The sequence below is a fragment of the Paenibacillus sp. Pae15 genome, from assembly GCF_024519685.1.
GTDB lineage: Bacteria > Bacillota > Bacilli > Paenibacillales > NBRC-103111 > Paenibacillus_G > Paenibacillus_G naphthalenovorans.
This window is the reverse complement of record NZ_JALJRM010000021.1, coordinates 1-14,466: the sequence shown is the minus strand read 5'-3', so window position 1 is coordinate 14,466 and position 14,466 is coordinate 1. Positions and strand designations below refer to the sequence as shown.

The following is a 14,466-nucleotide window of genomic DNA, read 5'->3' as shown; positions in this document are numbered from 1 at the left end:
GCTTGGATATCCCTCTCCGATACGCCGGGAGGGATTTTTGCTGCGTGAACCCCTGTTATAGACAGAGTTCAACAAAAAGACCCCCGTCCCTCAAAGGGAACGGAGGTCTCCCATACGGCGGTCTATTTCCGCTTTTTGCCGTTTCCCGGATCCTCGTCGTACAGGGCCACGCTCAATGTGGTTTGATACTCCGTTGTCCGCGGCGATTTCATATCCCGCTTCTGCGAACGGAGACCCACCATCCCAATGCCGTCCAAAGGCAGAGTAAGCGGCAGTTCCTCCTGCTTGACGAAGCCCACACGACCGTCCAGAATAACGTACAGATCCACCTTCTCCTGCGATTTCATATCGATGGTCAAAAATCTCTTCCCATTCGGCTGCACCGCCGTCTCGATCTCACCGAACAGCTTCACATTTTTCACAATGACACCCTGATCGTTAAAATAATCCGTTACACGAATCACCGATTTATCCGACCATTCCGGATTCTGATGATTCCCGCCGGCAGAGCCGCCCGAATTTGGCGGAACGATGATACTGCTGCCTGGATTGTTATTGAAGGAACCCCCGCCTGATGATGGCGCTCCTCCGCCTGTTCCCGCAGAACCACCGCCGGAGCCGGATGCATCAAGCTCGACAGACGTATAGTCCGAGAGCAGGCTGTTGTTTTTAAGGTAGCTGTAAATCCGGTTAAGAATAGTCACAGCTTCCGCGCGTGTCACTCTATCCTTCGGCCGGAAGTATCCATCGTCGTTCGGCGTCATGATGCCGTTGGCCTTCAGACTGACGAGCGCTGTAGATTGCACGTTCGAGAGCGGATCGTCTCCAAACTTGCAGTTGCTGGAATGGTTGCCCATAAAGAGCGATGGATATACATTGCTGCTTTCAATATCCATCAACCCTCCCGCTTCGTATCTTCCGTCCGCCTTGGCGGCAGCATATTCCTCAGGATCCGTAAACAGCCTGACAGGGACATCCTTAAACTCCATCATAACGGCACACACATCGTTTTCACTCAGCCTGCGGTCCATCAGCCGCTGATCGAAGAATGCGTAAAGCATCTGCGCCAGCTGAAGCCGGTTCAACGCTTGATCAGGCCGGAAGGCCAAATCCCCGGTTCGGCTCACGCCGTATCCGCCGATGCGAAAGGACGCGTTATACATATCCATAATCGGCCGATGTGCCCAGTGAAGCGGAGGCACGTCCGTAAAATAGCTGATTTTCTCCATCCCCACCGCATACTGGTTGGGACGGTACTTATTAAACAAACGATGGACCATCACCGTCCATTCCGCTTTGCTGACCGTTTGATCCGGACGAAACAGGCCGTCGGGATAACCGGTTAATACTTGCTTGTCGGTCATCAACCGTATGGCGTTGATCGCCCAGGCGTAGCGCTGCGGATCGACGTCCCGGAAGCCGGTGTCCGCACTGAATGCCCGAACCGGCAATAACGACAGCAAAAGAGTGAATGACACCAGAAGCACGAGTTTGCGCCACATCGGGCTGCTAGCATTTCTCATGAGTCGCAATACCTCCCATCTCTTTCCTTTTTTATCGGTAGGAGGGGCATATTTTGTTACAGCAAACCTTGAATTCGTCCCGGAATGCACGACCTGTAGATTCTTCCCTTTTCGAGGAGAGCAATACCGATTGCTTGTTTCAAGGCATCCCCGGCGGCCGCTGCATTCAATGCTCCGTTAATAGACAGTCCACCCGAAAAAAAGGAATCAACGCCCGTTTGACGAAATATTGGTGTAGTAAGGCCATATTCATCATCGGTTCAAAAACGAGGGAGGGACATCATGTTCGGTGATCAAGAAAAGATACTCCTGTATGGGCTTATTCTTATGATTGCTGCCGCCGCCGTCCGGCTCGTCTTAAGGAAGAAACGAAATCGCCCGCAGCACATCCATTCTGGCCGAAGCAAACGACCTCTGTCCAAGCAAAGCTGCTCTTACTGTAAAAAGAAAGTCCCTCCAAAGGAACTGACCTTTTATTCCGGCCGCGGCAGAGTGGTCGGTGTCTGCAAATTATGCCGTCCTCAAGCCGAACGGCAGGCCCTGCTGCGCCTATAGCTTACTCATAAGGAGCCCTCCCGAGAAGGAGGTTTTTGTCATTTTCAATGCGTCCGTCCAGCGGATTTAAGCGTACAGAGCGTTGTCGTCACGCCTCCAACCGTAATCGTAATCACAGACAGCACCAATGTCTCCGCCGAGATCAGCAGGCCTCCCAAACTGATAATGACCGCATCCAGAATAAAAATGATGATCCCTACATTAAACGTAACATACTTCGAAAGAAATTGAGCCAGCAAATCCGTTCCCCCGGTACTGGTATCATATCGCAGCATGATTCCGATTCCCGCGCCGATAATCAAGCCTCCGATTACGCTGCTGCTGACCGGCGTCAAATTTACATAATAGAGAAAATAATAATGGAACGGTTCCAAGATATCAATCAGATAGGAGGAAAGCAGCATGCCATGCAAACTGTTGTAGACCAACTCCCGGTAATAAATCCATGCCAATGTAAAGATGGGTATGCTGCACAGGATGACTACAAGTCCCACTTTGAATTCGAACAAATAATTAATAATGAGAGCTATGCCGATAATCCCGCCGTCCAAAACTTTAAACGGCATCAAAAAACAATTCACACCCATCGCGATTAGCAAGCTTCCCGTTATGATTGCAACGATTTTATGGTACAGCAACCCAACCAGCTCCCATTAAGGCATGTCTGATTTATATGCTGAACACATCAAAAATGTGCATTAATCCCTATTTACTCTTAACGAAGAGATAAAGCGCAAAAGAAAAAACCCTTGAATACCAAGGGTTTCCGGATTTAAGCCAAAATGCGGTTGAGAGGACTCGAACCTCCACGGGCGTACGCCCACTACCCCCTCAAGATAGCGTGTCTGCCATTCCACCACAACCGCGCATAATATAATTATATCTTGTTCTCCAGCAAGAGTAAAGCCCGCTCGTTTGACAGCACTTCATACCCGAATGTTTTTTACTATATTTCTTTTTAACGGTTTAAAAATTTAAACCATGAAACATCCCGGCACGGAAATACGTTTAAACCGTATGAACAAATTTCCATATGGGGAGTGGACGGAATGATCTCTTTTGGCGATCCGTTTAGCGGTTCTTTTGGTGGTCCGCCGCCTGTTTTTTCAATGATGTTTACTCTTATTACGACGCTCATTGTGGGGGCTGCTTTGTTTATATTGGGCCGGGGGGTTTACACCTGGATGAGCAATAACGCCAGCGAACGAATCACCAAGCCGGCTTTTGTCGTTTCCAAACGGACAAGAGTCAGCGGGGGCGAACATACTTCAGCCCATACTTCATATTATGTCACGTTTGAATTTGATCAGGGAGAACGACGCGAATTCCATGTTCGCCCCGGCGATTACGGTCTGTTGGCGGAAGGCGATCAGGGGCAGCTTTCCTATCAAGGCACCCGCTTCCTGGAATTTGAGAGATCCCGGCAGCAATCCATTTATTGAGGCTGCTCCAACGTCGGAAAAGATGAGACGCCATCCAAGCGTTTGCCTCCAGAGCGTCTCTCTCTTACCACATTCGACAGAAAATAAGCCTGATGATCCTATTGGGATCACCAGGCTTATTGAATGCGGTTGAGAGGACTCGAACCTCCACGAGCGTACGCTCACTACCCCCTCAAGATAGCGTGTCTGCCATTCCACCACAACCGCAGGTTAAAATGATTATAACGACCCGCAGGGGATACTCCTCGCTGCGCTCCGAGACTGCGAAGCCGATGCTAGCGAAGCTTATCCTCCGACGAACCCTCAGGGGTTCAAATCCCCTTTAATATGACCCGTAGGGGATTCGAACCCCTGTTACCTCCGTGAAAGGGAGGTGTCTTAACCCCTTGACCAACGGGCCATGCCATAATGAAAATCGACTGCCTTTTAAGCGACAAGAGTTATTATAGCGGAATGTTTCGAGGTTGACAAGATGTTTTTTCGACAGTTTTTCGGGAACAAAAGCAAGCTTTGGGAACGGAAATTCCGTTATGCCAGTCAGGGAAAAATAAAGCCTTTTAATGAGGTGCCAGTTATCTGCTGAATTACCGATGAACCGCCGACCGAATGACCGAACAAGACATTCGCGTTCCGGATCAAGACGATAGCAACTGAATACATATCTCCGACCCGGTTCCGGCGCAGGTCGAGTATTCCTGGAAAAGCCGTTTCACTGCTGCCCTTGGTGGTGGAGGTCCGCATCATGCTGAAATAGCGTCTCAAAATGAACCGCCATAAGGAACATTGTATTGACGTTTTTTGCCATTGTCGAGAAATATTACCAAAGGTGTACGAAGCAGAACACTTGCCACAATCCTTATGTTCTCGTATCGCATGAAATTTTCCATTTCAAACGTTCAACTCCGGCGAGTCATCTTGTGGAGAAAAATCGCTTCTCGACGCCATAAGACATCAAAAACTTACCTTCTATGCAAGAAAGCAGAAGCTTATGTCATCGACATCGATGATCATATTTCCCGGGTAATCGACCCGCTCGACATATATAGAGAATCGCTGACAGGCCTTTTAATCGGATCGGATGAACGAAATTATGAAAATGCTCACGATCATTAGCTCCATTTTTCCGCCGCTGACCTTTATTGTCGAATTGTTAAGGCATGAACTTCAAAAGGATTCCCAAACTGAATTGGCCTTTCGGTTATTGAATGTATGGATTTTAATGATCGGTTTCACCGTTGGAAATACGAGACCGCGAGACTCTGCAGCGTTCCCTACGCTGCTCCGCCGCCCCCTCTTCTCGGGTTGGAACCCTCTCATATTCCCATATATAGCAAAAACCGCCTTCCGGCGGTTTATTTTGCTATATATACGGAGAGAGAGGGATTCGAACCCTCGCACCACTTACGCAGTCTAACCCCTTAGCAGAGGGTCCCCTTGAGCCACTTGGGTATCTCTCCAAGATAAGAATGGCTCCCCGAACAGGACTCGAACCTGTGACAACTCGATTAACAGTCGAGTGCTCTACCGACTGAGCTATCGGGGAAGAACAATTTTTAATTTATCATGATTGCTGCTCCAAGTCAAGCATGTGCCATTTCAATTGTGAGCAATCTCAATTTCCCTTTGCAATGTCCACAAACGTATTTGCGCGGGTCTGCCTTCCTTTTACGCAAATACTCCGCCTTGCAGCTCACACATACGAGCTTGTACCGGTATGGCTCCTTGCGCCGCAGCGATTGAGGCAGTGATCTGCAATATCGAGTTCCGCCCACTTTGGCGAGCAGTTGCTTGAAGTCACTGTCCCGATGCTGATAACCTTTGCCCCGAATATGCAGATGGTAATGGCACAGCTCATGCTTAATGATTTTTTCCACATCGGAGGCACCAAATTGCTCGTACTGAAGCCAACTGATTTCAATGTCATGCGTACGGGTAAAATACCGTCCCCCTGTAGAACGCAGCCGCCGGTTAAATCGAGCCTGATGCTCAAAAGGCAGCCCAAACGACGTCAATGATATTTGCTCCACCCACAGCTGAAGCTGCCGGTCATCCATTGATTTTTCCCATCCTTTATTCGTTTTCTAGCTCAAGTTTCATCACTTGAATTGTAACCGCAGGTTAGGCTAAACTGTCAAGTAGGAATCATGAAAATCATTCTTGCGCACGAATTAACGTTTGATCTTATGAGAGGAGCCGCCTTCCAATGCCCAAAATGAAATACGCTTTACTTCAACATAACGATCAATTGGAATTTGTCGAAATGCCGGCAACGCATATGTACCAATTGGCCGCACTCAATCAAAGACTTCACAAGGAGCTGGATAAGCTGACCATCCCGTCCAAACCGGCCTTGCCGGTATTTATTGCGGAATTCGAACAGCTTGAGATCGTCCATCCGGCATACAAGCTGCAGCACGGCCTGGATTACATCAATGCACTCGAGAAAGCCTTCTCCACCCTTAGGGAACAGGAAAAAGAGTACCCTCTCATTTCCCTTCTTACGGAAATTCGCGCCCTTCAAGCACAGCTTGAGCAGTGGTACGAAGAGGAAGAAGAACTTGCGTAATTCATAAGGACCTGCACCCCACGGTCCCTTTCACCATATGCTAAAGATGTACGAAGCATGACGGGAAGGGGCTGATCGGCTTGCCACAGTGGCTATGCAACCAACTGATGCGCGCCTTTTACAACAAAAACCACCGGCAAATCCGTTTACTTAACGATTGCTGGTTCTTTTACCGGACACGCAGACAAGACGCGCATTATACGGAATCCCAGCTTCATTGAACATCTCCACACCAATGCGAATAGAGCATATGCCAGTCGAAAGGGACTCGCCTCGCCATGTCAACCAAGCGAAGCCCCTTGCCTCCGGCCTATGCTCTATTATTTGCTTAAGAAGGCTTTTTCATCGTCAAACCGACGCGGCCTTTTTTCACATCCACGTTAAGCACCCACACCGTCACTACATCGCCTACGGAAACGACATCCATCGGATGCTTTACGAAGGAATCGCTCATCTGGGAAATGTGAACAAGCCCGTCGTTCTTAATTCCGATATCGACGAACGCGCCGAAATCGATCACGTTACGGACGGTCCCCTTCAGTTCCATGCCCGGAGCCAAATCCTCGATCTGCAGCACATCGGTGCGGAAAATCGGAGCAGGAAGCTCCTCCCGCGGGTCGCGTCCCGGCCGCTGCAGAGAATCGAGAATGTCGCGAAGCGTCGGTACCCCGACATCCAGCTTTAAGGCCAACTCCTCGGGTTCCAGCCTGCCGAGAATTTCTTTCAGTTCGGCGGTGCCAAGCTGCGACAGCTCCAGCTTCAGCTCGCGGAACAGCTTATCCACCACCTCGTACGACTCGGGATGGATCGGCGTATTATCCAGCGGATTAGCGCCATCCGGGATACGCAGAAAGCCCGCGCACTGCTCGAATGCCTTCGCCCCAAGCCGCGGCACCTTCTGCAGCTGCTTCCGGCTCTCGAATTTCCCGTTCTCATCGCGGTATTTCACGATGTTTTTGGCCAGTGTACTGTTCACACCCGACACATAGGACAGCAGCGCCGGGGATGCCGTATTCACATCTACTCCCACATGGTTCACCACGGACTCGACAACGAAGGTCAGGCTTTCATCAAGCCTTTTTTGCGTAACGTCGTGCTGGTACTGCCCAACGCCGATCGCTTTCGGCTCGATTTTGACAAGCTCCGCCAACGGATCCTGGACCCTCCGGGCAATCGAAATCGCACTGCGTTCCGCCACGTCCAGATCAGGGAACTCCGTCTGCGCCAGCTTCGACGCCGAGTACACGCTCGCCCCAGCCTCGCTGACAATCAAATACTGCAGCTTCCGTCCCTTCAGTTCGCCAATCAGTTCGGCTACGAACTGCTCCGTTTCACGGGAAGCCGTTCCGTTGCCGATAACGATCAATTCTACACCGTACTTGTCGATCAGCCGCCCGAAGATGACCTTCGCTTCCGCCACCTTATTGTTTGGAGGTGTCGGATAAGTAACGGCGATTTCGAGCAATTTGCCCGTATCGTCCACTACCGCAAGCTTACAGCCTGTCCGGTAAGCGGGGTCCACGCCGAGCACCACCTTGCCTTTAACCGGCGGCTGCAGAAGCAGGTTGCGCAGGTTCTCCGCGAACACCTCGATCGCTTTTTCCTCCGCTTTCTCCGTCATCTCGTTACGCACTTCCCGCTCAATCGATGAGGATATCAGCCTTTTATACGCATCCTCAATGACGGCCTGCAGCGTATCCTGAACCACAGAAGGTCCTTGGATGATTTGCTTCGCTATATATTCATGGATACGCTCCACAGGCACATCCAGCGTCACCTTCAGCACTTCCTCCCGCTCCCCGCGGTTTACCGCCAGAATACGGTGAGGCGGCAGTTTGCGAACCGGCTCCTGATAGCTGTAGTACATCTCATAGACGGACTCCTGCTGAGCGTCTTTCGCTTCCGTACGAAGCACACCCTGCTCAAACGTGTAGCGGCGTACCCAAGCCCGGATTTTCGCGTCATCCGCGATTTGCTCGGCAATGATATCCATAGCGCCCTGAACGGCTTCCTCAGCCGTCTGCACGCCCTTCTCCTCACTAATATAGCCCGCCGCTTCCGACAGCAGCTCGCCCTGCTTGGGCTGAGCCAAAATCCACTCCGCCAGCGGTTCCAGGCCCTTCTCCTTGGCCACGCTTGCCCGCGTCTTGCGTTTTTGACGGTAAGGCCGATACAGATCTTCAACCTCCTGCAGCTTCACCGACTGTTCAATGGCAGTCCGCAGCTCGTCGGTCAGCTTTCCCTGCTCGTCGATCAAACGGACAACCTCCAGCTTCCGGTCCTCCAGATTGCGAAGATACGTCAGCCGCTCCTCAATGTCACGCAGTTGATTTTCATCGAGCTCTCCCGTCATTTCCTTACGGTACCGTGCGATAAAAGGAATGGTATTCCCCTCATCCAAAAGCCCAACGGTCGTTTTCACCCGGCTTACCGCAATTTGAAGCTCCGAAGCGATCTGCTTCACAATCCGCTCCTGAATCGCCGACTTCATCTCTGCGGTCAGCTCTGCCTTAGATTGTTCATTCTCCGCTTGTACCGTTTGCTCTTGTGCCATCCAAAGTTTCTCCTCTCCATATGCCAACAACGAAAAAACGAGGGCACACGCACCCCCGCCTCGCCAGCACCTTTTAAAACTCAATTAGTCCTACGCTGATTTGCAAAGCCTCGTCGACCTTGCGCATGGTTTCTTCATCCAAGTGCGTGATTTTATCCGTTAACCGCTGCTTGTCAATGGTCCGGATTTGTTCTAGCAGAATGACCGAATCCCTGTCAAAACCGTGCGCTTCCGCGTCAATCTCCACGTGCGTCGGCAGCTTGGCCTTCTGAATCTGTGCTGTAATCGCTGCCACGATCACCGTGGGGCTGAAGCGATTGCCAATATCATTCTGAATGATCAGAACAGGACGAATGCCGCCCTGCTCGGAACCCACGACCGGTGAGAGATCCGCGAAAAAGACATCGCCACGTTTGACAATCAATCGTCACACCCCGCTTACAAGACGGTCAAGCGTGCCATCCGCTTCTTCCTCCGCCTGAAATGCTTCCGAGGCTATGTGTAGGTTGATCTTAGCCATTTCCATATAGCCGCGCTGCATGGAATCGCGCAAATGCCTCTTTTTTCGCTCAATCAAATACAGCTTCATTGCCTGACGGATAAACTCGCTGCGGTTGGAATTTTCCTTTTCCACCAGATGGTCGACTTCCTTCAGCAAGTAATCCGGCAAGCTGATCATGATTCGCTTCGTATTATGCGCACCCGCCACCAACATACACCCCCAAAAACATACAAACACCTATTTCCATTATGGCAACATCCCAGTAAAAATATACAAAATCAATATATGCACAAGGTATAGCAAATATGCTATACCGTTTGGCGTCCACAGACTATTAGTATACATATTCGCGGAAAAACATGAAAATCCTCTCAACCCGGAGAAAAAAACCTTTGGAAAAATGAACCCCTTACTCTGTCCGCTCCCACCTATGCCGGAGCAGCGGATTGACCGTATGCGAGACGCGCCCCTCTTTGATATAAACTCGCGGAACGCGGTGCGAGATCATGCAGATGACTTCGTAATTGATGGTTCCAAGCCACTGAGCATGCTCCTCCGCCGTGATTCGCTCTTCTCCCTGGCTTCCCAGAATGACGACTTCTTCTTCGACAGATATATCGGCAAGACCCGTCACATTCATCATACATTGATCCATACAAATTCTGCCCACGATCGGCACACGCTGTCCTTTGATCAGCACCTGCGCCTTGCCCGTCAGTATTCGCGAGAATCCATCCGCATACCCGATCGGCAGCGTAGCGATTGTTTCTTCGCCCTCTGTCCGGTAAATCGCGCCATAGCTAACACCTGCGCCGGGAGGCACCTTTTTGACCATGACTACGGCCGATTTGATGCTTAGTACCGGCTGAAGCTCAATGATTTGCTGATTGACCTCCTCCGAAGGGTACAAGCCGTACATGCTGATCCCGAGCCGTACCATATTATACGTCAAATTCGGCGTATCGATCGCCGCGGCACTGTTGCCCGCATGCACCCAGGGGAACCGGATTCCTTGACGGTGAAAATGCTCCACCACCCGTTCAAAGCGACCGTACTGCTCCAGCGTATAGCTTTTATCCGTCTCGTCTGCGCAAGCATAATGGGTGAACAGCCCTTCCACCCGCAGCCCGGGTATCCGCATCGCCCGTTCAATCAGTTCAATCGCTTCATGCTCTTCAGTCAACCCGAGCCGGTTCATGCCGGAGTCAATCTTAATATGAATGTTCAGCGGACGCTCCCTGGGCCCCAAACGCTCCCAAGCATCCAACAGCTCATGCGTGTAAACATTTAGCGTAATATCGTTCTCCCAGGCCGTCTCCAGCCCTTCAGGCGGCGTATAACCCAACACCAGGATCGGCGCTGTTATTCCCGCTTGCCTCAGCTCCAGGCCCTCGTCCAAAAAAGCTACAGCAATATACTTCACACCGCTGCTAAGCGCCTCCCTGCAAACCTCTACGGCGCCGTGGCCATAGGCGTCCGCTTTGACGACAGCCATCATGCTTACATGCTCAGGAAGTACTCTTCGAAACTCCTCCAGGTTGTGACGCAGTGCATCAAGCGAAATTTCTACCCGCGTCGGCCGGTAAAACGAATCCACTAGGTCCACCTTCTTCTCAAGTCTCACAAAAGCAAGGGAAGCCACCCCATTTGGGGAAGAGCTTCCCTAATGACTAGAACTATGTTAATCCGTATACCCTTGTCCTGTCAACGATATCACGGATTTTTAACAGTTTGGGAAAGATTCCAAAAACAAAATTTCCGTTTACTCGCCCCAGACCTTCGGAAAGAAACACAGGTAGAGCTTCAAATTTTAACAGGCTGCCAAAAGGGAGTTCTGCCGGAATCAACGATCGCTTCGCCGAAATCAAGCAAGAGCTCAACTCCACGATTTTACATTGGATATCCTAGAAAACCACCACTCCGCTTGGAGACTGAAAATTCAAATGCTTAAGCCTCATTCTACCCTTTTAGCGGCGATAGCCAATCATAGCCCCGCAGAAATTTTTCCTGCAGGGCCATACTCCAATAGGCCATAGAGGTGTTATTTCCCCATTTCTCCTTGAACGGCTTGCGCAATCTTAATCATTTCCGTTTCTGGCAGATCTGCGGTCGACAACCGGAACTCTACCCCATCATATGTCCAGGTCAGCGTTTTTTTGGCATCCCCCGTTACAACACCGAGCGTAAAGCCCAGGTCCAGGATGTCCCCCGGCATATTGGTCACCGTTTTCGTCACAGGCCGCGATTCCAACAGCGTGTAATTATAAGTCCCCGAGTACCGAAGCATTACAGCTTTATCATCACCCAGCGTCAGCTCCGTCACATCCTGCTTCTTCACCCCGCTCGGCATATAGTTCGGCTCAATAATACCGAACGACTGCTGCTTGGCCGCATCCGTTTTCTCACCCGCAGCCGTACCTTTTGCCCCGGTTCCGTTCGCCGCGGCGCCTTTGCTCTCACCTGTCGTTCCCTCTTCCGCCGCACCGGCGTTCGCATCGTCATGATGTACTATCGTCGGCTGCGTCATCAGGTTCCAACCGGTCATATTACGCTGCATATCAAAATGATCCTTTTCAAACTTCGTACCGAATTCAAATACATCAAACTTCACGATCACCAAAACATTTGCATTCGCATCCGACACTTCCACATGCTGCGGCGCATAATTTCTCTTATCAAGCCACACCTTCTGCCGCGCAAGCGACCCGTTCTGGTAGTTCGCCACCACATCAAATACATACGACTTCTCATCGGACGTAAATTGGCGCTCATTATCCATCAGAATGCTGTCCACAAGCGACTGGTACAAATAAACTTGTCCCTGATTTTCCGGCCAATCGCTCTGGAAGCGGAAGCTCTTGTTCAAATGCGGCGTCAGCACGAACACCCCATCATCATTGCGAAGCACAATCTGCGTAATGTCCTTCTTGGCATTCGTCAACACAATCCGGTAATAAGAAGGCTCCAGGTAGCAAACCTCAACGTCGTACTCCTGCGGCTCCTGCCCCGTATTGAGCGTCATCTTCCCCTTGCCGTGGTAACTTTGCAGCTTGCTTCTTACCCCATCCAAATCCTTAACAACCGATCCCGCATCCTTCTTCCCTATCAGGCCGCATCCGCTGACCACCAAGCTCAAGCAAACCATCACAAGGGCCACCACCCACGTGAACCGCCGCATAGCTTCATCCCCTCCACGACATAATCAAACTGATCTTGATAACATGTCTATGTGGAGGGTTGGACAATTATGCAGACAAGGTGATGTTCTTTATATAGGTTTTCCAGTGATTTTATTGTATGATAACAATGTCCATCCAATTATAGTGGAAGAATTAATATACGACTTATATTTGCAAATTATATTATCAATAATGGGAGAGTATTTTGATGAAGTATCGGTCTGTTGTTCTTGTTTTTTTCATTGTTATAGCTTTTATATGCGGCTTGGGAGTTTATTTACTCTCTAACCCTTATAAACCTTCTGAAAATGCTAGTTTGACAGATCACCTAAGAGGAGGAGCACTTAGTCCAGAATTATTTACCCTTCCTACAGGAATTAACGAATTCGACCTTCTTTATGAAGACGGGATGTACCACCTATTTTACGATGATAAATCCTCTACCAAGCATCGAAGCGCCAAGACCATCGAAGAGCTTTCTAGTTCAACAGATGATATGACAATTAACGGACGTTACCCAACAGCTTATAAAGACGAAAAGGGAGTATGGCATGTTTGGGTTTATCATCCACCAACAAAAACAACTCAACATTTTACTTCTTCAAATGCAGCAGGTCCTTACAGCTATCGGGATGCTGCTCTCCCTAATCTAGCTGATTGGCATGTGAGAAAAAGTCCTTTGGATCAAAAATATTATGCCACCTATAAAGATATCAACACGAAAATGGCCGGGATAGCTAGAGCCGATACTCCGTATGGTCCATGGACTGATTTAGGTCCTATTTTTAGCGAGCTTGGACAGGCACCTTGGCATGCATTAGAGGAAGCAGACGCTGCCATATTTTTTCATGAATCCCGCGTATATGTATCATTTGCTGGCTGGGACGGCAAGAAGCAGAGAGTTGCTTTGGTGGAACTGAATTCAAACACAATGAAAGCTGCCTCCCCCGCAATAGCTTTGGTAGAGCCCATTGAACCTTGGCAAACCAGAAATTCACAAGCCAAAATATTTAACCCAGTATTTCTAGAGCAAACTATCGCTTCGGAGAAAGATCGTATATATTATGCGCATAACTCCGACCCTGGTTCAGACACAGCGGTTCCTTCCGGGTGGGGATATTTAGAAGTCGGCAAACCTCCGCAAGATGGCAGAAATGCTTTTGATGCCGTAAGATTGGATTTCTCTAAAAATAATAAGGATATTGCAACAGGGATTACGCCTAATTTATGGGGGAGTTCAAAGATCAACAATGACAGCTTGACTACTCAAGAAAGTCTTGGTGGGATTTTTGGCCACTTAAGTCTTACAAAGCTAACAGATTTTGAAATGTCCATTGATTTTTTGCCTGCTTCCCAAAAAATTAAACATTCTCAATTGTTAGGACGGATCAGCTCTCAGCAACCGGAGACAGGACCGTTCATTAGATTATGGATAACACCAGACCAAAGGGTCCAAGCTGAAATTAGAGTAAACGACAAAGCGACGAAGTTTGTCATGGACAGCAATACTCTCCTTCCCACTGGTAAACGAAGCATAGTAACCTTGAAGAAAAAGGCGGACAATATTGAACTTTATATTGATGACCATCTAGCGGCATCCGCTAAGCTTTCAGGATCCATTGAAGGTTTAGAGGAGTTTGCCTTAGCGAACATGATGGGTAACCAACCTATGTCTGAAGTAGAACCTTCACAATTTATAGGCAAGATTTATAAATTTATTTGTATATCATCGAATCAATAAAAATCAATTAAATCTTTCTAATATCCTTACAAAGTAGTACTTATTTAACGCCGATTTCGCTGACAATCTGTAATGCTCCCCAATGTCAAGACACGATTTTTTGAGAAATAAGTTATGTTCTCCTTCCATTGATTAGGATGCGATTTGCTTTACTTCGTGGGCGTAGAATTGTACGGGCCTTGTTTCGCCGAGGGACTGGTGAGGACGTTTGTAATGCTCCCCAAAGTCAAGACATGATTTTTTAGAAAATAAGTTATGTCCTCCTTCCGGTATTTAGGATGCGATTTGCCTTACTTCATGGGCGTAGAACTGAATGGGGCGCGCTTCGCCGAGTGACTGGTGCGGGCGTTCCTCATTGTAAAATTGGACATAGCGAGCCAGCCCTTTACGCAACGCGCGAGGGT

At 49.3% G+C, this 14,466-nt stretch carries 14 protein-coding genes and 5 tRNA genes; 5 read left to right on the top strand and 14 right to left on the bottom strand.

The features are described 5' to 3' along the window. Positions 1–122: 122 nt before the first annotated feature. Positions 123–1,523, bottom strand: coding sequence for an S-layer homology domain-containing protein (locus NR121_RS17110; RefSeq protein ID WP_062409888.1), 1,401 nt, complete (start codon positions 1,521–1,523; stop codon positions 123–125). Between the two features lie 282 nt (positions 1,524–1,805). Here NR121_RS17110 and NR121_RS17105 point away from each other — a divergent pair, with 282 nt between their 5' ends. Continuing rightward, entirely contained in the window at positions 1,806–2,078 is a 273-nt protein-coding gene (locus NR121_RS17105) for a hypothetical protein (protein WP_054818166.1), read from the top strand. Between the two features lie 44 nt (positions 2,079–2,122). Here the strand turns inward: NR121_RS17105 and NR121_RS17100 are convergent, their stop codons facing one another. Both NR121_RS17100 and NR121_RS17095 read right to left on the bottom strand, forming a co-directional pair. Further along, positions 2,123–2,716 (bottom strand): YitT family protein, encoded by a 594-nt coding sequence (locus tag NR121_RS17100; protein ID WP_074729152.1) that lies wholly within the window; start codon positions 2,714–2,716, stop codon positions 2,123–2,125. Between the two features lie 145 nt (positions 2,717–2,861). Beyond that, a tRNA-Leu gene (locus NR121_RS17095) sits at positions 2,862–2,944 on the bottom strand. Between the two features lie 183 nt (positions 2,945–3,127). Between NR121_RS17095 and NR121_RS17090 the strand changes: the two genes are divergently transcribed. Continuing rightward, the gene (locus NR121_RS17090) at positions 3,128–3,520 is read left to right on the top strand and encodes a DUF2500 domain-containing protein (protein ID WP_054818165.1); all 393 of its coding nucleotides are present in this window, start codon (positions 3,128–3,130) and stop codon (positions 3,518–3,520) included. A gap of 124 nt (positions 3,521–3,644) precedes the next feature. Here the strand turns inward: NR121_RS17090 and NR121_RS17085 are convergent. The 5 genes from NR121_RS17085 to NR121_RS17065 form a co-directional block, all read right to left on the bottom strand. Further along, positions 3,645–3,727, bottom strand: a tRNA-Leu gene (locus tag NR121_RS17085). 121 nt (positions 3,728–3,848) lie between these two features. Beyond that, positions 3,849–3,920 (bottom strand) — tRNA-Glu (locus NR121_RS17080). A 969-nt stretch (positions 3,921–4,889) separates the two neighbouring features. After that, positions 4,890–4,977 (bottom strand) — tRNA-Ser (locus tag NR121_RS17075). 10 nt (positions 4,978–4,987) lie between these two features. Then, positions 4,988–5,063, bottom strand: a tRNA-Asn gene (locus tag NR121_RS17070). 37 nt (positions 5,064–5,100) lie between these two features. Next, positions 5,101–5,574, bottom strand: a complete 474-nt coding sequence (locus tag NR121_RS17065; protein ID WP_137670413.1) for a SprT family protein — start codon at positions 5,572–5,574, stop codon at positions 5,101–5,103. A 149-nt stretch (positions 5,575–5,723) separates the two neighbouring features. On the opposite strand from NR121_RS17065, the gene NR121_RS17060 reads away from it, so the two are divergent. Together NR121_RS17060 and cmpA are read left to right on the top strand one after the other, a co-directional pair. Next, entirely contained in the window at positions 5,724–6,086 is a 363-nt protein-coding gene (locus NR121_RS17060) for a hypothetical protein (RefSeq protein WP_054818162.1), read from the top strand. An 80-nt stretch (positions 6,087–6,166) separates the two neighbouring features. Then, positions 6,167–6,307: a cortex morphogenetic protein CmpA gene (gene cmpA / locus NR121_RS17055; RefSeq protein ID WP_137670414.1), complete on the top strand. Its 141-nt coding sequence runs from the start codon at positions 6,167–6,169 to the stop codon at positions 6,305–6,307. Positions 6,308–6,414: 107 nt separating this feature from the next. Here the strand turns inward: cmpA and NR121_RS17050 are convergent, their stop codons facing one another. The 5 genes from NR121_RS17050 to NR121_RS17030 all read right to left on the bottom strand — a co-directional run bounded on the left by NR121_RS17050 (position 6,415) and on the right by NR121_RS17030 (position 12,320). After that, positions 6,415–8,640, bottom strand: coding sequence for a Tex family protein (locus tag NR121_RS17050; RefSeq protein ID WP_306274287.1), 2,226 nt, complete (start codon positions 8,638–8,640; stop codon positions 6,415–6,417). 73 nt (positions 8,641–8,713) lie between these two features. Continuing rightward, positions 8,714–9,064, bottom strand: a complete 351-nt coding sequence (locus tag NR121_RS17045; protein ID WP_010494553.1) for a type II toxin-antitoxin system PemK/MazF family toxin — start codon at positions 9,062–9,064, stop codon at positions 8,714–8,716. 3 nt (positions 9,065–9,067) lie between these two features. Next, positions 9,068–9,349 (bottom strand): CopG family ribbon-helix-helix protein, encoded by a 282-nt coding sequence (locus tag NR121_RS17040; RefSeq protein ID WP_062411056.1) that lies wholly within the window; start codon positions 9,347–9,349, stop codon positions 9,068–9,070. Positions 9,350–9,551: 202 nt separating this feature from the next. Continuing rightward, positions 9,552–10,739, bottom strand: coding sequence for an alanine racemase (gene alr, locus NR121_RS17035; protein WP_054820303.1), 1,188 nt, complete (start codon positions 10,737–10,739; stop codon positions 9,552–9,554). A gap of 444 nt (positions 10,740–11,183) precedes the next feature. After that, complete coding sequence (locus NR121_RS17030; protein WP_054820301.1) at positions 11,184–12,320, bottom strand: outer membrane lipoprotein-sorting protein; 1,137 nt, start codon at positions 12,318–12,320, stop codon at positions 11,184–11,186. Between the two features lie 209 nt (positions 12,321–12,529). On the opposite strand from NR121_RS17030, the gene NR121_RS17025 reads away from it, so the two are divergent. Next, positions 12,530–14,062: a family 43 glycosylhydrolase gene (locus tag NR121_RS17025; protein ID WP_062409895.1), complete on the top strand. Its 1,533-nt coding sequence runs from the start codon at positions 12,530–12,532 to the stop codon at positions 14,060–14,062. 273 nt (positions 14,063–14,335) lie between these two features. Here the strand turns inward: NR121_RS17025 and NR121_RS25375 are convergent, their stop codons facing one another. Next, positions 14,336–14,455 (bottom strand): integrase core domain-containing protein, encoded by a 120-nt coding sequence (locus NR121_RS25375; RefSeq protein ID WP_375162530.1) that lies wholly within the window; start codon positions 14,453–14,455, stop codon positions 14,336–14,338. Positions 14,456–14,466 lie beyond the last annotated feature (11 nt).

Excerpts from the sequence above, each read along its gene's own strand:
- NR121_RS17110 (WP_062409888.1), bottom strand. The coding sequence starts at position 1,523 with ATGAGAAATGCTAGCAGCCCGATGTGGCGCAAACTCGTGCTTCTGGTG.
- NR121_RS17105 (WP_054818166.1), top strand. The coding sequence starts at position 1,806 with ATGTTCGGTGATCAAGAAAAGATACTCCTGTATGGGCTTATTCTTATG.
- NR121_RS17090 (WP_054818165.1), top strand. The coding sequence starts at position 3,128 with ATGATCTCTTTTGGCGATCCGTTTAGCGGTTCTTTTGGTGGTCCGCCG.
- NR121_RS17065 (WP_137670413.1), bottom strand. The coding sequence starts at position 5,574 with ATGGATGACCGGCAGCTTCAGCTGTGGGTGGAGCAAATATCATTGACG.
- NR121_RS17060 (WP_054818162.1), top strand. The coding sequence starts at position 5,724 with ATGCCCAAAATGAAATACGCTTTACTTCAACATAACGATCAATTGGAA.
- NR121_RS17050 (WP_306274287.1), bottom strand. The coding sequence starts at position 8,640 with ATGGCACAAGAGCAAACGGTACAAGCGGAGAATGAACAATCTAAGGCA.
- NR121_RS17030 (WP_054820301.1), bottom strand. The coding sequence starts at position 12,320 with ATGCGGCGGTTCACGTGGGTGGTGGCCCTTGTGATGGTTTGCTTGAGC.
- NR121_RS17025 (WP_062409895.1), top strand. The coding sequence starts at position 12,530 with ATGAAGTATCGGTCTGTTGTTCTTGTTTTTTTCATTGTTATAGCTTTT.